The sequence below is a fragment of the Nocardioides sp. genome (assembly GCF_004803405.1).
In the GTDB taxonomy this organism is placed as follows: domain Bacteria; phylum Actinomycetota; class Actinomycetes; order Propionibacteriales; family Nocardioidaceae; genus Nocardioides; species Nocardioides vastitatis.
Map to the genome: position 1 here is coordinate 1 of NZ_SSXI01000011.1, position 15,227 is coordinate 15,227.

Sequence of the window (15,227 nt, forward strand, 5' to 3'; positions counted from 1 at the left end):
AGCAGGGCGCCGGCGTACAGCGCGTCGCCGCCGTTGTCGCCCGACCCCACGAGCAGCAGCACCCGGCGGCCGTAGGCGCCCGAGCCGAGCAGGTCGACCACCGCGTGGGCCAGCCCGTGCGCGGCCCGCTGCATGAGCGTGCCCTCGGGCAGCCGGGCGAGCAGGTCGGCCTCGGCGGCCCGCACCTGCTCCACGGTGTGCGCGCGGATCACCCCGCCACGCTATCGGCCGACGCCGCTCAGGCCTCGAGAACCACCACTGCCGACGCGATCCCGGCGTCGTGGGACAGCGACAGGTGCACCGACTGCACACCGAGCGCGTCGGCCACCGCCTTCACCGTGCCCCGGAGCTCGAACCTCGGGCGGCCGGACTCCTCGCACATCACCTCGGCGTCGTGCCACGCCATCCCCTTCGGCGCACCGAGTGCCTTGGCGAGTGCCTCCTTCGCCGCGAAGCGGGCGGCCAGGGACGACGGTGGCCGGCCGAGCTCGCCGCCCACGAAGAGCTTCTCCACCATCGCCGGAGTACGACGGCACGCCTCCTCGAACCGAGCGATGTCGCACACGTCGATCCCGACACCCACCACACCCACAGCCGGTCCCGGGCCTACTCGACGGTGACGGACTTGGCGAGGTTGCGGGGCTGGTCGACGTCGTGCCCGAGCGCGGTGGCCAGCTCGCACGCGAACAGCTGGAGCGGCACGATCGCGACCAGCGGCTGGAGCAGGACGGGCACGCCGGGGAGCCGGATCAGGTGGTCGGCATAGGGCTCGATGGAGGTGTCGCCCTCCTCGGCGAGGCAGATGGTGTGCGCGCCGCGGGCCCGCACCTCCTGGATGCCACTGACCATCTTGTCGTGGAGATGGTCCCGACCGCGGGGCGGTACCACGCACAGCACCGGGAGGCCGTCCTCGACGAGCGCGATCGGGCCGTGCTTCAGTTCGCCGGCCGCGAAGCCCTCGGCGTGGATGTAGGCGAGCTCCTTGAGCTTGAGCGCGCCCTCGAGTGCCACCGGGTAGCCGGCGTGCCGCCCGAGGAAGAGCACGCTCCTGGAGCCCACGTGCGACCGCGCCAGCTCGTAGACCTGCTCGGCGCCCTGCAGCACCTTGTCGATGTGGTCGGGCATCGCCTCGAGCTGCCGCATGACCTCGTCGATCTCGTCCCCGAAGCGGGTGCCCTTGACCTGCGCCATGTAGAGGGCGAGCAGGTAGCAGGCGACCAGCTGCGTCAGGAAGCCCTTGGTCGACGCCACCCCGATCTCCGGGCCGGCGTGGGTGTAGATCACCGCGTCCGACTCGCGCGGGATCGAGGAGCCGTTGGTGTTGCAGATCGCGAGCACCTTGGCCTTCTGGCTGCGCGCGTGGCGGATGGCCTGGAGGGTGTCGGCGGTCTCACCGGACTGGCTGATGGCGACGATCAGGGTGGTCGCGTCGATGATCGGGTCGCGGTAGCGGAACTCCGAGGCGAGCTCGACCTCCACCGGGGTCCGGGTCCAGTGCTCGATGGCGTACTTCGCGACCATCCCGGCGTAGAACGACGTCCCGCACGCGATGATGATGATCTTGTCGATGTCGCGGAGCTCCTCGTCGGCGAGCCGCATCTCGTCGAGCTGCAGCTTGCCGGCGGCCGTACGGCGCCCGATGAGCGAGTCGGCGACCGCACGGGGCTGCTCGAAGATCTCCTTGCGCATGAACCAGTCGTGGCCGTCCTTCTCGGCCGCGGACAGGTCCCAGTCGACGTGGAACTGCCTGGCCTGGACCGGGTTGCCCCAGAAGTCGGTGACCAGCACCTCGTCGCGGGTCATCACCACGATCTGGTCCTGCCCCAGCTCGAGCGCCTCGCGCGTGAACTCGATGAAGGCCGCGACGTCGGAGCCGAGGAAGTTCTCGCCGTCCCCCAACCCGACGACCAGTGGCGAGTTGCGGCGGGCGGCGACGATCTTGTCGGGCTCGTGGGAGTCGATCGCGACCAGCGTGAAGGCGCCGTCGAGCTGCTGGCAGACGCGCTGCATCGCGGTGACGATGTCGACGCCGGACTGCACCTGCAGCTCGACGAGGTGGGCGACGATCTCGGTGTCGGTCTCGGAGAGGAGGACGTGGTCGTCGGCCTCGACGCGCCCGCGGAGCTCGACGAAGTTCTCGATGATGCCGTTGTGCACCAGCGCCACCCGGCGGGCGCCGCCGGCGTGCGGGTGGGCGTTCACGTCGTTCGGCGGGCCGTGCGTGGCCCACCGGGTGTGACCGATCCCGATGTCCGCCCGGGGCAGCGGCGCCTCGATCAGCACCTTCTCCAGGTTGGCCAGCTTGCCGGCCCGCTTCTCGACGGCGAGGAGCCCGTCACGGACGACGGCGACGCCGGCTGAGTCGTAGCCGCGGTACTCCAGCCTGCGCAGACCGTCGATGACGGTGTCCTGAGCCGACCGGGGCCCGACGTATCCGACGATCCCGCACATGATCGCCAACTGTACGACTCCCCGAGGTCCGGATCGGGGACGCCCTCCGACTCGGCTCGAGCTCACTGGAATGATCACCGACATGTCGAGCGGCCACAGCACGGCGAACCTCCCTCACGGCGACGAGTCGCGAGGCGAGGCCTCTCCGTACGTCGAGCTCGACCGCGCGACCTGGGCGAAGCTGGCCTCGGAGACCGAGAGCCCGCTGACCGCGACCGAGATCAACCGGCTCCGCGGCCTCGGCGACGCTCTGGACCTGGAGGAGATCAAGGCGGTCTACCTGCCTATCTCGCGCTTGCTGAGCCTCTACGTGAGCTCCGCGTCCAAGCTGCACCGCGAGCAGGAGGCGTTCCTCCATCAGGTCACTCCCCCACGCACACCGTTCGTGATCGGACTGGCCGGCTCGGTGGCCGTGGGCAAGTCCACCACCGCCCGCGTGCTCCAGCAGATGCTGGCCCGGTGGCCCGAGCACCCGCACGTCACGCTGGTGACCACCGACGGCTTCCTGTACTCCAACGTGGAGCTGGAGAAGCGCGGCCTGCTGCACCGCAAGGGCTTCCCGGAGTCCTACGACCGTCGGGCGCTGATGAAGTTCGTGATCGACATCAAGTCCGGCAAGGACGAGGTCGCGGCGCCGGTGTACTCCCACCTCGTCTACGACGTCATGCCGGACGAGAAGGTCATCATCAAGAGCCCCGACATCGTGATCATCGAGGGGCTCAACGTGCTCCAGCCCGCGCGGGTCCGCGAGGACGGCCGGACCGGTCTGGGCCTGTCCGACTTCTTCGACTTCTCGATCTTCGTCGACGCGCGCACCGGTGACATCCGGGAGTGGTACGTCGACCGGTTCCTCCAGCTGCGGGAGACCGCCTTCCGGGACCCGAACTCCTACTTCGCGAAGTACGCCTTGCTCAGCCACGACGAGGCGGTCAACGAGGCGCGGCGGATCTGGGATGCGATCAACGGGCCCAACCTGGAGCAGAACGTGCTCCCGACGCGCTCGCGGGCGACGCTGGTGCTGCGCAAGTCGGCCGACCACTCGGTGCAGTACGTGCGCCTGCGCAAGATCTGACGGACCTGGGGAGCCCCTAGCCGGCGACCGCGGAGACGAAGGCACGGATCAGCGGGTGGACCGGCTCGCCCGCGCTCGCGCCGATGTGCGGTTGGAACATGCTGGTCACGTAGAACGGATGGTCCGGGAACTCGAGCACCTCGGCGCCGGCATCCTCGGCGGTCGCCCCGACGACGACTCCGTGCTCCTCGAGCAGGCCGATCGCCTCGGCCGTCGGCGCGTAGCTGCAGAAGTGCATCCCGGGGAACGGCTGCCGGACCCAGGACGCGAACCTGGTGCCGGGCACCGGGGCCACGGTCCGCTCCTCGCCGTAGAGCGAGCAGGCGAGCGGTGACACGACGTTGTCCGGCCGCTCGCCGTCGGACTCGGCGTGCGTGGCCGGGCCGCCGACGATCGAGCGGACGAACTCCATGACCGCGTACTGCATGCCTCCGCACGTGCCGAGGAACGGGATGCCCTCGGACCGTACGACGGTGAGGGCCTCGAGCACGCTGTCGTCGGACGCATAGGGGGAACCCGGGACGAGCCAGACGCCGTCGTATCGTCGGATGTCGAACGGCCGGTCCGTGGGCACCCATTCGGCGACCACCTCGAGGTCGCGCGCCAGCACCGGCCTCAGCGCATTCAGCTCCTGGTGGCTGCGATGACCGCGGTCGTCGCCGAGCAGGCCGATCACCGGCGGCTGGGGGGTCCACATGGGGCAATCGTGGCGGATCTCTCCGCGGGCCTGCCACCCGGTTCGGCGATCGGGCCACGGACCCCGTCCCGTCCCGGGCGTAGCATCACCGCATGAGCCGGATGGTCGCTGCCGCGACGGCACGCCTCCGGCTCGCGCTCGCCCTCGCGACCGGCGCCGCGATCGCCGTACTCGCTCCGTCGCTGTCCGCGACGGCGGAGTCTCCGTCGGCCGCGGTGCTGGTGGCGGTTGCCATGGCGGTGGCGGCGGTGGCGGTCCCGGGACGGCACGTCGCGGCCTCCGTGCCGGTGGCCGCACGGCACCAGCGCACCGCGGACGAGGCGCCCTCGTTCCTGGCCGGACGAGTGACCGATCCGCGCCGCCACCCGCTCCGTCCGCGCGCTCCTGGACTGGTCTGACCCTCGCCCTCGGCGAGCCCAGGTCCGACCGTCCCTTCACCCATCCAGGAGCACCCATGTCCCTTCTCGACCCCTTGTCGCACGCCCTCGCTGCCGTCGTCGCCACCGCCCACACCGGCCTGACGGCTCTCGGCGCCGACCCCGACGCAGGCGCCACCTGGCTGCTCTGCATCGCCGCGGTCGTCGTCGCCGTCCGCCTCGCGCTGCTCCCGCTGGTCGTCCACGGCCTGCGCCTCGCCCACGCCTCCGCCCGGGCGCGGCCGGCCCTCCGGGAGCTGGCGGAGCGCTACCGGGACCGCAAGGATCCCGACAGCATGCGCCGCCACATGGAGGAGCGCCGCAGGATCGCCGCCGAGCACGGGATACCGCGGCTCGGCTGCCTCCCCATGCTGGTGCAGCTGCCGATCTGGCTGGCGCTGTACCACCTGATGGCCGACGTCGCCGGCGGCTCAGCCGTCGGGTCGATGGGGCCGGACCTCGTCACCGCGCTGGGCGCGGCCACCGTGCTGGGTGTCCCGCTGGCGGAGCGCGGCTACCTCGGCGCCGGGCCGGGTCACCTGGCGGTCGTCGCGGGCATGGCCGTCGCCGCGGCAGGGCTCTCGTACGTCACTCAGCGGTACCTCGTCGCCACGAACACGGTGACCGACGGGATGCCCGAGACCATGGTTCGGGCGCAGCAGCTGATGCCTGCGCTCTCCGCGCTGGGCCTGGTCGTCACCGGCGGGGTCGTCCCGGTTGCGCTTCTGGCTTACTGGATCTGCAACTCCGCGTGGACGCTGGGACAGTCAGCGGTCATCTGGCGGTGGTTCCCCACGCCGGGCTCGCCGGCGGCCGCCCGGGGTCGCTGAAGGCACCCGTAGTCTCGTCCTATGGCCGAGGAGCAGCGAACCACCTATGTCCTCGTCGACGGCGAGAACATCGACGCCACTCTCGGCACCTCGATCCTGGGCCGGCGGCCGCGTCCCGAGGAGCGCCCGCGCTGGGAGCGCCTGCTGCAGTTCGCACGGGACCGGTGGGACCAGCCGGCCAGCGGTCTCTTCTTCCTGGCTGCGAACAACGACCTGCCGATGCCCTTCGTCCAGGCGCTGCTGGCGGTGGGGTACCGGCCGATCCCGCTGTCCGGCGGAGCCGGGCAGAAGGTCGTGGACATCGCCATCCAGCGCACCCTCGAGGAGCTGGGCCGGCGCGAGGCCGATGTGCTTCTCGTCAGCAACGACGGCGACTTCGTCGAGCAGGTCGGCGACCTGCTCGACGGCCGACGCGTCGGGGTCGCAGGCTTCGTCGAGTTCCGCAACAGCGCGTTCGGCCCCCTGACCGAGCAGGGGCTGGAGATCTTCGACCTCGAGTACGACGTGCGCGCCTTCAACGAGCGGCTGCCGCGCGTCCGCATCATCCCGATCGAGGAGTTCGACCCGACCCAGTTCCTCTGACCGATGTCGGCCGAAGCGACGGACGACCTCAGCTACGACGCGGTGGGGCAGACCCGGATCGATCGGGACGACTGGGACGGTTGCCCCCGGGGCTACCGGCGATTCGAGCGGACCGTCGACATCGGCCAGGGACCCGAGGACTGGGAGAGGTCGTCGGCGGACGTCCTGCGATGGGCGGTGAAGCTGCGCAGCGGCTTCGATGTTCGGGATGGAGCGGCCGGGCTCGAGGTGGTCGAGAACCGGGGCTACGAGCTCGTCGCGCGACTCGGGCCGCTCCGGCTTCGGGAGCCCGTTCGGGTGGTCGAGGTCGTCAGGTCGCCCGATCGATGCGGGTTCGCCTACGGAACCCGGACCGGGCATCCCGTCTCCGGGGAGGAGGCTTTCATCGTCCACCGGTCGCCCGACGGCACGGTCCGGCTCACCCTGCGGTCGCTGACCCGCGCCGCGGCCGGTTGGCGACGCGTCCTCTTCCCGATCGCGCTCGTCGCCCAGCGTCTCTACCGGCGGCGCTACCTGAGGGCGCTGACCCGAGGGCGATGAACTCGTCGTGTCGTCATCACACCGTGACGGCCACGGCCCTGGCAGGCCCCGTGGCGTTACGCCTGGCACGCGAACGCGCGCGCGACGAGACCTGGGCGCGGACGCTGGACTACGACGAGGTGTCGTACGTCGCCCACGAGGTCACCGCCGAGATCTCGGGGCGACATCGCGGCGCTGGTCGTTCCGTGACCTGATTGGTGGTCAGACCTCCAGCAGGAGCGCCCGGTGGTCGGACACCTCGGGCGAGGCCACCACCTCGAAGGACTTGACCGCCGACGGGTCCGAGACGAGCAGATAGCTCGCGTGCCGGATGGCCTTGGCGTAGTGGGCGGTCCTGGTGTCGGCGTCCCTGACGAGGTCGGTCACCCCGGCCCCGGCGAGCACCGCGAACGTCTCGCTGTCGGGCATCACGTTCAGGTCTCCGCACACCACCACCAGGTCATCGGCCTGGCGGACCTCCGCCAGCAGCGCGACCAGCCGCTCAGCCTGTGCGCGCCGAACGGGGCTGTCCCCCTTGCCCGCGCCGTCGCGGAGGCCGTGCAGGTGCCCGACGGTGACGAACCGGTCGGTCCCATGGTCGAACAGCCGGACGACCTGAGCCGCTCGCGGCCGCCCGCTGTGTGGCCAGCGCGGTCCGTGGTCGGCGTACTCGCCGTGGACGTATCCCGCACGGAGGCCGACCTGCGCCAGCTCCTCGCGGACGAACATGGCCAGCCCGAAGTGCTGCCGGTGCGCCGCACCGGTGTCGCTCGTGACGGGGCCGGTGTCGCTCACGGTGAACCAGCCCGTGTGCTGCGGCAGCACGGCGGCGACATCGGCCATCAGGTCGGCCCGCTGGGGCAGCGACCGGGCGTCGTCCTCGAAGCGGGTCCAGCCGTCGAGCCCGTGGGTGCGGGTCACCTCCTGCAGGCACACCACGTCGGCATCGACGAGCGGGAGCCAGGCGACGAGCTCGTCGTGCATGGCTCCGCCCCAGGCGTTCAGCGAGACGATCCGCATGGCCCGAGAACCTAGCGTCCGCCACGCGGTGCCGTCGCGGCAGTTTCGCGCGTCAGAGCGCGAGCCGCACCCGTACGACGTCGGCGAGCCGATCGGCGATCGACTGTGCCCGCTCGGCGGTCGGCGCCTCCACCATCACCCGGACGAGCGGCTCGGTGCCGGAGGGACGCAGCAGCACCCGTCCGGTGGTGCCCAGCTCGACCTCCGCGGCCGCGACGGCCGCGAGCAGCTCCGGGTCGTCGGTGCGCGTGCGGTCGACGCCGGCCACGTTGACGAGGACCTGCGGGAGCCGGGTCATCACACCGGCGAGGTCGTGCAGGCTCTTGCCGGACACGGCCATCCGGCGCACGACCTGGAGCGCGGTGAGCAGGCCGTCGCCGGTCGTGGCGTGCTGGCGCAGGATGACGTGACCCGACTGCTCGCCACCCAGGACGAAGCCGCCCGCCGCCATCTGCTCGAGCACGTAGCGGTCGCCGACCGCCGCCTGCCGAACGGTGATGCCGGCGGCCGTGAGCGCCTGGATCAGACCGAGGTTGCTCATCACGGTGGCGACGAGGGTGTCGCCGACGAGCTCGCCCGACTCGTGGAGCGCGAGCGCGAGGATCGCCATGATCTGGTCGCCGTCGACGACCTGACCGGTGTGGTCGACCGCGAGGCACCGGTCGGCATCGCCGTCGACTGCGAAGCCGGCGTCGGCGCCATGCTCGAGGACCGCCTGCTGGAGCGGCCCGAGGTGCGTCGATCCGACGCCGTCGTTGATGTTGAGGCCGTCGGGCTCGCAGGCGATCGGGATCACCGTGGCACCCGCGTCCTCGAGCACCTTCGGACCGACCACGCTGGCGGCGCCGTGGGCACAGTCGAGCACGATCCGCAGGCCAGACAGGGGCTTGCCGTCGGGGTCCCCGAGGGTCCGGATCAGGTGGTCGGCGTACTCCTCGGCGGTGGAGTCGTAGGCCCGGACCATGCCGACGGCGGCGCCGGTGGGCCGCTCCCAGTCCTGCCCGAGAGCCGCCTCGATCAGGTTCTCGTGGGCGTCGTCGAGCTTGACTCCGCCACGGGCCAGGAACTTGATGCCGTTGTCGGGCATCGGGTTGTGCGACGCGCTCAGCACGACGCCGAGGTCCGCGTCCAGCGCGTCGGTCAGGTAGGCGACACCCGGGGTCGGCACCACGCCGAGCAGGAGGACGTCCACGCCGGCCGAGGCCAGGCCGGCGACGACGGCGCCCTCGAGGAAGTGGCCGGAGATCCGGGTGTCCCGGCCGACCACGGCCAGCGGGCGGTGGTCGTCGATCTCGCGGCGCAGCACACGTGCTGCAGCGACGCCGAGGTCCAGGGCCAGCTCCGCCGTCAGAGAGGCGTTCGCCAGGCCCCGGACCCCGTCGGTGCCGAAGATGCGCGTCATGCGCAGATGATCCGGCGTCGGATCACCGCTTGCTGTACTGAGGCGCCTTGCGGGCCTTCTTGAGCCCAGCCTTCTTGCGCTCGATCGCGCGGGCGTCACGGGTCAGCAGGCCGGCCTTCTTCAGGGCCGGGCGGTTGGCGTCGATGTCGATCGCGTTCAGCGACCGGGCGACGCCGAGGCGCAGGGCGCCGGCCTGACCGGTGATGCCGCCGCCGTGGATGCGGGCGATCACGTCGAACCGGCCCTCCAGGCCCAGAGCCGCGAACGGCTCGTTGACGACCTGCTGGTGCAGCTTGTTGGGGAAGTAGTCCTCGATGGTGCGACCGTTGATGGTCCAGGTGCCGGTGCCCGGCACGATCCGGACTCGGGCGACCGCCTCCTTGCGGCGGCCGGTGGCCGCGCCGGGAGCGATCGTCGCCGCAACGGCGGCAACCTCGGACGACGGGGAGGTCTCGCTGGTGTAGGCGAGGCCCTGCTCGTCGGTGTCGAAGGTCTCCTCGACCCCATCCTGGTTAGCGTTCTGCGTGTCAGCCACGGTTAAGTCCTTGAGTCAGCTCGGTCGAGAGGGTCACTGGGAGATCTGGGAGATCTCGTAGGGCACGGCCTGCTGGGCCTGGTGCGGGTGAGCCGGGCCGTTGTAGACCTTCAGCTTCTTGATGATCTGCCGGCCGAGGCGGTTCTTCGGCAGCATGCCCCACACCGCCTTCTCGACGGCCTTGCGGGCGTCCTTGTCGAGGACCTCGCCGATCGGGGTCGCGGTCAGACCGCCCGGGAAGCCCGAGTGGCGGTAGACCATCTTGTCGTTGCGCTTGTTGCCCGACAGCGACACCTTGTCGGCGTTCACGATGATGACGAAGTCACCCGTGTCGGCGTTGGGCGCGTAGATCGGCTTGTGCTTCCCGCGCAGCAGGGTGGCGGCGGTCACCGCGAGGCGACCGAGGACGACGTCGGTAGCGTCGATCACGAGCCAGGCGCGCTCGACGTCACCGGGCTTGGGAGCGTAGGTACGCATGATGCGTTCACTCTCTGGGTAGTTCGTGTGGACCCGCCCGACGGTTGTCGGCCAGGCTCGCCTCCGCTGCGGATCGACCGCCGCGAGGGCTACGTCTTCTGACGAACTCAGCCCGGCCCACACACGCTCGTCTCACGACGATCCGAGGGCGATCCGGGACTGCCCCGTGCTCACCGCGAGGTGGGCACAGAGCGGCAGGAGACGCGACCGACAAGGCTACGGGGGCTCGTCCTAGGGGTCAAAACGACGTACCACGCCCGGGCGCGCGGAGCCTCCACCATGATGGGGCGATGGACTCCGTGCTCGTCTCGGTGGGGCTGCCGGCCGCCCTGGCGATCATCATGTTCGGGCTCGGCCTGGCCCTCACGGTGGACGACTTCAAGCGGGTGGCGCGCACCCCGCGCGCCGTCGCCGTGGCGCTCGGCGCCCAGCTCGTCGTACTGCCCCTGCTGTGCTTCGCGCTGGTCGTCGCGCTGGACCTCGACCCGCTGCTTGCGGTGGGGATGATGCTGCTGGCCGCGTCACCCGGCGGCACCACGGCCAACCTCCTCAGCCACCTGTTCCGCGGTGACGTCGCCCTCAACATCACCCTGACAGCGGTCAACTCACTGATCGCCGTGGTCACGCTGCCCCTCGTCGTGAACCTCGCCGTCGACTGGTTCGACCCGGCCGGCGCCGACGAGATCGGCCTCCAGTTCGCGAAGTCTGCGCAGGTGTTCGCGATCGTGCTGGTCCCCGTCGCCCTCGGGATGGTCGTACGCCGCGCCTCTCCCTCCATCGCGGAGCGTGCGGACCGGCCGGTCCGGATCGCCTCGGCGGTCGTGCTCGCCCTCGTGATCGGCGGCGCCCTGTTCGCCGAGCGGGAGAACCTCTCGACGTACCTCGCCGACGTCGGGGTGGCGACGACCGTGTTCTGCGCGGCCAGCCTGACGCTGGGGTACGCCCTGCCCCGGCTCGCCGGCACCACGGAGAGGCAGGCGCTCGCCTCGGCCTTCGAGGTCGGGATCCACAACAGCACCCTCGCCATCGCCGTCGCGGTCAGCGTGCTCGACAGCGAGCTGCTCGCGGTGCCCGCCGCGGTGTACGGCGTGCTGATGTTCCCGCTGGCCCTGCTCGCCGGCTGGGTGCTCACGCGTTCGCGCCGGGAGGACCGGCCTGCACCGACGCCTCAGGAGGCCGGCGGGGCGTTGTGAGGCTGTGCGAAGGCCAGCCTGCGGGACACCGGCTTCCAGCACGTTGCCCGGGACGACTAGGTTGAACGTCGTGACTGACTCTCTCACCGTACGCGACAACCGCACCGGAGCGGAGTACGAGATCCCGATCGTCGACGGCACCATCCGCGCCGCCGACCTCGGACAGATCAAGACGGCCGATGACCAGCCCGGCCTGGCGACGTACGACCCCGGCTTCGTGAACACCGCCTCCTGCAGGAGCGCCATCACCTACATCGATGGCGAGAAGGGGATCCTCGAGTACCGCGGGTACCCGATCGAGCAGCTCGCCGAGCACTCGAACTTTCTCGAGGTGGCCTACCTGCTGATCCACGGCGACCTGCCCACGCGGGAGCAGTACGACCAGTGGGTGCACGAGATCACCTTCCACACGTTCGTGCACGAGAACGTCAAGGGGTTCATGCAGGGCTTCCGGTACGACGCACACCCGATGGGGATGCTGATGGCGTCGGTCGGGGCCCTGTCGACGTTCTACCCCGAGTCACGTCACATCGAGGACCCGGACAACCGCCACATCCAGATCGTGCGGATGATCGCGAAGATGCCGACCCTCGGCGCCTGGTCGTTCCGCCACGCGCAGGGCAAGCCCTACATCTACCCCGACAACGAGCTCTCCTACTCGGAGAACTTCCTGTCGATGCTGTTCAAGATGAGTGAGGCGAAGTACGCCGCCGACCCGCGCATCGCGAAGGCGCTCGACGTGCTCTTCATCCTCCACGCCGACCACGAGCAGAACTGCTCGACCAACGCGGTCCGCTCGGTGGGCTCCTCGCAGGTCGACCCCTACTCGGCGGTCGCTGCCGGCATCGGCGCCCTGTTCGGTCCCCTGCACGGCGGCGCCAACGAGGCCGTGCTCAAGATGCTGCGCCGGATCGGCTCGAAGGAGAACATCCCCGGCTTCATCGAGGGGGTGAAGAACGGCGAGGAGCGCCTGATGGGCTTCGGCCACCGGGTCTACAAGAACTACGACCCGCGCGCGAAGATCATCAAGAAGGCGTGCGACGACGTCTTCGAGGTCACCGGTGTCAACCCGCTGCTCGAGGTCGCCCAGGAGCTGGAGAAGATCGCCCTCGAGGACGAGTACTTCGTCAAGCGCAAGCTCTACCCCAACGTCGACTTCTACTCCGGCCTGATCTACGAGGCCCTGGAGTTCCCGCCCGAGATGTTCACGGTCCTGTTCGCGATCGGCCGTACGCCCGGCTGGCTCGCACAGTGGCTGGAGCTCGTGCAGGACAAGGACCAGAAGATCGCCCGCCCGAAGCAGATCTACACCGGCGCTCGCACGCTGGACTTCGTGCCGGCAGAGAAGCGCTGGGCCTGACTCTGGAGACCGCAGCAACCGACACGACCCCGGCCACCGACGTGGCCGGGGTCGTGTGGGATCTGGGCAACGTCCTCCTCGAGTGGGAGCCGTTCGCTGCTGTGGCCGCGGGCGTCGGTGAGTCCGAGGCCCGTCGGTTCTTCGCCGGCTTCGACTTCGACGCCTGGAACCACCGGTGCGATGCCGGCCTGCCGTGGGAGGACGCCCTCGCCCAGCTCGAGCGCGACCACCCGGAGTGGGCGCCGCACGGGCACGCCTACTACGAGAACTTCGCCGCCTCGCTCACCGGCGAGGTGCCGGGCACCGTCGACCTCCTCCGCGACCTGCACGACGCGGGCCTCCCCCAGTGCGGGCTGACCAACTGGTCCGACGAGCTGTTCCACACCCACGCGCTGCAGCGCTTCCCGTTCCTCGGGTTGCTCGACGACGTCGTCGTCTCCGGCACCGAGGGTGTCGCCAAGCCCGAAGGACGGATCTACGCGATCGCCGCCGAGCGGTGCGGGCTGCCGCTCGCCTCGCTGGCGTTCGTCGACGACAAGCTCGCCAACGTCGAGGGCGCGGCCGCGCTCGGCATGGTCGGCGTCCACTTCAGCGACGCCGCCACGCTCCGCGCCGACCTGCGCGCCCTCGGCCTCCCGGTCTGATTCGGGCCATTTCCTCTCGGGACCGTCCGACGCAGCCCGACGGCCCGGCAGTCCGGCTCGACGCGTCTTTCGGTTCGAGACGCGCAGACCCGATCCGTTGTGCGGCTTTGTGATGTGGGCCACAATCGTCCGGGTGAGCACCGACGCGCAGCCTCGTCCCGCAACCTCCCGCGCCTGGCCCCCGGCGGTTCCGCCCGAGCCGACCTACGTCGATGACCGGCTCAACTACTGGGCCGAGGCCACACCCGACGCCGAGGCGATGAGCTATCTGGGCCGCACCTGGACGTGGGCCCAGTGGCACGACCGGGTGCACCGCGCCGCCGGCGGGCTGCGTGACCTGGGGATCGCGCGTGGCGACGTTGTCTCGTTCCTGGACAAGAACCACCCCGCGTGCGTGGAGGTCAGCCTGGCCGCCGGCTCGATCGGCGCCGCCAACGCCGTCATCAACTGGCGCTCGGCAGGCGACGAGATCGACTACGCCGTCAACGACTCCGGCGCGAAGGTCCTCTTCGTCGGCAGGGAGCTGATGCCCACGATCGAGGCGATCCGTGATCGCCTGCCCAACGTCAAGCAGATCATCGAGGTGACGCCGGAGGGAGGCGCCGACGACGAGTACGAGCAGTTCCTCGCCGCCTCCACCCACTGCGGCGACGGGCCCGACGTGCTCGAGGACGACGTGTGCCTCGTCCTGTACTCCTCGGGAACGACCGGCCGACCCAAGGGCGTGATGCTCACCCACCGGAACATGGTCCGCCACACGATCAACGCCCACGACGGCTGGGGATTCGAACCCGGCGACAAGTCGCTGGTGGCGATGCCGCTGTTCCACGTCGGCGGGTCGTCGTACGTCCTGTTCGGCATCCACGACGGCATCCCGTCGGTGATGACCCGCGATCCCGACGCCGCCTCGCTGGCCGGCGCGATCATGGCCGGCGCCAACCGCACCTTCCTGGTGCCCGCGGTCCTTGCCCAGGTGCTGCAGGCCGGCGGGGACGCGGTCAGGCTGTTCGGCGCCCTGAAGACCTACACGTACGGCGCCGCACCGATGCCGCCGCCGCTGCTGCGGGCGGCGATGCAGGCCTGGCCCGACACCGACTTCATCCAGGTCTACGGACTGACCGAGGTCTCGGGCGTCGCCACGCACCTGATGCCGGAGGACCATCGCAACGCCGAGGCCGAGGGCCACCCCGAGCGGCTGCTGTCCGCCGGCAAGCCGATCCCCGAGTGCGAGGTGCGGATCGTGGACCCGGCGTCGCTGGAGGTGGTGCCGACCGGCGAGCACGGCGAGATCTGGCTGCGCACCCCGCAGCTGATGAAGGGCTTCCACAACCTGCCGGAGGCGACGGCCCAGGCGGTCACCGCGGACGGCTGGTTCCGCACCGGCGACATGGGCCACGTGGACGCGGACGGCTACGTCTTCGTGTCCGACCGGCTCAAGGACATGATCATCACCGGCGGCGAGAACGTCTACTCCCCCGAGGTCGAGCGGGTGCTGTCCGAGCACCCGGCCGTCCTCGAGGTGGCGGTGATCGGGGTGCCCGACGACCGGTGGGGCGAGTCGGTCAAGGCGGTGGTGGCCCTGAAGCCTGCCGACCCCGACGCTGCCCAGCCCGGTGAGGCCGAGCTGATCGCGTGGTGCCGCGAGCGGCTCGCCCACTTCAAGGCACCCAGGTCGATCGACCTCGTCGCCGCGCTGCCCCGCAATCCCACGGGCAAGGTGCTCAAGCGCGAGCTGCGGAAGCCGTACTGGGAGCAGCGCGACCGCCAGGTCTGACGTCTCCAGGGCCTGCTTGAGGAGGGGCGTGGTGGCGAGTTTGCCGCGCCGTGCCTCTGATCAACTCCTCAACGCGGTCTCAGCCGGGTCACAGGGATCCCGGGCACCCTTGAGGACATGACCCAGGCACTGCCCCCGGCGCCGCCGCCGACCCCACCCGCACCACCGTTCTTCCCGCCCGCCCCCCACCGGTCGCCCCATCGACCGCGGCGGGCGCGGTTCGCGGTGGCGGTGCTCACCGGCGCGCTCCTCGTG

Annotated in this window: 18 protein-coding genes; 10 read left to right on the forward strand and 8 right to left on the reverse strand. The window is 70.7% G+C overall.

Going from position 1 to position 15,227, the window contains the following annotated elements:
• The 3 genes from E7Z54_RS00880 to glmS all read right to left on the reverse strand — a co-directional run.
• Nucleotides 1–212 (reverse strand): NAD(P)H-hydrate epimerase (locus tag E7Z54_RS00880; protein ID WP_276606186.1); only part of this gene is annotated, 212 nt, incomplete at its 3' end.
• Between the two features lie 26 nt (nucleotides 213–238).
• Complete coding sequence (locus E7Z54_RS00885; RefSeq protein ID WP_136430937.1) at nucleotides 239–592, reverse strand: holo-ACP synthase; 354 nt, start codon at nucleotides 590–592, stop codon at nucleotides 239–241.
• A gap of 14 nt (nucleotides 593–606) precedes the next feature.
• On the reverse strand, nucleotides 607–2,451 hold the full coding sequence (glmS, locus tag E7Z54_RS00890; RefSeq protein ID WP_136430938.1) for a glutamine--fructose-6-phosphate transaminase (isomerizing): 1,845 nt from the start codon (nucleotides 2,449–2,451) through the stop codon (nucleotides 607–609).
• A gap of 82 nt (nucleotides 2,452–2,533) precedes the next feature.
• Between glmS and coaA the strand changes: the two genes are divergently transcribed.
• Entirely contained in the window at nucleotides 2,534–3,523 is a 990-nt protein-coding gene (gene coaA, locus E7Z54_RS00895; RefSeq protein ID WP_206055941.1) for a type I pantothenate kinase, read from the forward strand.
• A gap of 16 nt (nucleotides 3,524–3,539) precedes the next feature.
• Here coaA and E7Z54_RS00900 read toward each other — a convergent pair whose 3' ends face one another.
• Nucleotides 3,540–4,220 carry a glutamine amidotransferase-related protein gene (locus E7Z54_RS00900; RefSeq protein ID WP_240769443.1) on the reverse strand — a complete coding sequence of 227 codons (681 nt, stop codon included), beginning with the start codon at nucleotides 4,218–4,220 and terminating at the stop codon, nucleotides 3,540–3,542.
• 92 nt (nucleotides 4,221–4,312) lie between these two features.
• On the opposite strand from E7Z54_RS00900, the gene E7Z54_RS00905 reads away from it, so the two are divergent.
• The 5 genes from E7Z54_RS00905 to E7Z54_RS22785 are packed head-to-tail and all read left to right on the forward strand — an operon-like array spanning nucleotide 4,313 to nucleotide 6,782.
• Nucleotides 4,313–4,618: a hypothetical protein gene (locus E7Z54_RS00905; protein WP_136430940.1), complete on the forward strand. Its 306-nt coding sequence runs from the start codon at nucleotides 4,313–4,315 to the stop codon at nucleotides 4,616–4,618.
• 56 nt (nucleotides 4,619–4,674) lie between these two features.
• Nucleotides 4,675–5,466, forward strand: coding sequence for a membrane protein insertase YidC (gene yidC / locus E7Z54_RS00910; RefSeq protein WP_136430941.1), 792 nt, complete (start codon nucleotides 4,675–4,677; stop codon nucleotides 5,464–5,466).
• A gap of 21 nt (nucleotides 5,467–5,487) precedes the next feature.
• Nucleotides 5,488–6,048, forward strand: coding sequence for an NYN domain-containing protein (locus E7Z54_RS00915; protein ID WP_136430942.1), 561 nt, complete (start codon nucleotides 5,488–5,490; stop codon nucleotides 6,046–6,048).
• Between the two features lie 3 nt (nucleotides 6,049–6,051).
• Nucleotides 6,052–6,588: a DUF1990 family protein gene (locus E7Z54_RS00920; protein ID WP_136430943.1), complete on the forward strand. Its 537-nt coding sequence runs from the start codon at nucleotides 6,052–6,054 to the stop codon at nucleotides 6,586–6,588.
• A gap of 23 nt (nucleotides 6,589–6,611) precedes the next feature.
• A complete protein-coding gene (locus tag E7Z54_RS22785; protein WP_168798097.1) occupies nucleotides 6,612–6,782 on the forward strand; it encodes a hypothetical protein in 171 nt (56 codons plus the stop codon).
• A gap of 7 nt (nucleotides 6,783–6,789) precedes the next feature.
• On the opposite strand, the gene E7Z54_RS00925 is transcribed toward E7Z54_RS22785, so the two are convergent.
• The 4 genes from E7Z54_RS00925 to rplM are packed head-to-tail and all read right to left on the reverse strand — an operon-like array spanning nucleotide 6,790 to nucleotide 10,001.
• The gene (locus E7Z54_RS00925) at nucleotides 6,790–7,587 is read right to left on the reverse strand and encodes an endonuclease/exonuclease/phosphatase family protein (RefSeq protein ID WP_136430944.1); all 798 of its coding nucleotides are present in this window, start codon (nucleotides 7,585–7,587) and stop codon (nucleotides 6,790–6,792) included.
• 52 nt (nucleotides 7,588–7,639) lie between these two features.
• Nucleotides 7,640–8,989 (reverse strand): phosphoglucosamine mutase, encoded by a 1,350-nt coding sequence (gene glmM, locus E7Z54_RS00930; RefSeq protein ID WP_136430945.1) that lies wholly within the window; start codon nucleotides 8,987–8,989, stop codon nucleotides 7,640–7,642.
• Between the two features lie 22 nt (nucleotides 8,990–9,011).
• A complete protein-coding gene (gene rpsI, locus E7Z54_RS00935) occupies nucleotides 9,012–9,524 on the reverse strand; it encodes a 30S ribosomal protein S9 (protein WP_136430946.1) in 513 nt (170 codons plus the stop codon).
• A gap of 33 nt (nucleotides 9,525–9,557) precedes the next feature.
• Nucleotides 9,558–10,001, reverse strand: a complete 444-nt coding sequence (gene rplM, locus E7Z54_RS00940) for a 50S ribosomal protein L13 (RefSeq protein ID WP_136430947.1) — start codon at nucleotides 9,999–10,001, stop codon at nucleotides 9,558–9,560.
• A 290-nt stretch (nucleotides 10,002–10,291) separates the two neighbouring features.
• Between rplM and E7Z54_RS00945 the strand changes: the two genes are divergently transcribed.
• The 4 genes from E7Z54_RS00945 to E7Z54_RS00960 all read left to right on the forward strand — a co-directional run bounded on the left by E7Z54_RS00945 (nucleotide 10,292) and on the right by E7Z54_RS00960 (nucleotide 14,972).
• Nucleotides 10,292–11,194 (forward strand): bile acid:sodium symporter family protein, encoded by a 903-nt coding sequence (locus E7Z54_RS00945; RefSeq protein WP_136430948.1) that lies wholly within the window; start codon nucleotides 10,292–10,294, stop codon nucleotides 11,192–11,194.
• 70 nt (nucleotides 11,195–11,264) lie between these two features.
• Nucleotides 11,265–12,554, forward strand: a complete 1,290-nt coding sequence (locus tag E7Z54_RS00950; RefSeq protein WP_136430949.1) for a citrate synthase — start codon at nucleotides 11,265–11,267, stop codon at nucleotides 12,552–12,554.
• A gap of 41 nt (nucleotides 12,555–12,595) precedes the next feature.
• The gene (locus tag E7Z54_RS00955) at nucleotides 12,596–13,198 is read left to right on the forward strand and encodes an HAD family hydrolase (protein WP_136430950.1); all 603 of its coding nucleotides are present in this window, start codon (nucleotides 12,596–12,598) and stop codon (nucleotides 13,196–13,198) included.
• A gap of 133 nt (nucleotides 13,199–13,331) precedes the next feature.
• Nucleotides 13,332–14,972 carry a long-chain-fatty-acid--CoA ligase gene (locus tag E7Z54_RS00960; protein ID WP_206055942.1) on the forward strand — a complete coding sequence of 547 codons (1,641 nt, stop codon included), beginning with the start codon at nucleotides 13,332–13,334 and terminating at the stop codon, nucleotides 14,970–14,972.
• Nucleotides 14,973–15,227 lie beyond the last annotated feature (255 nt).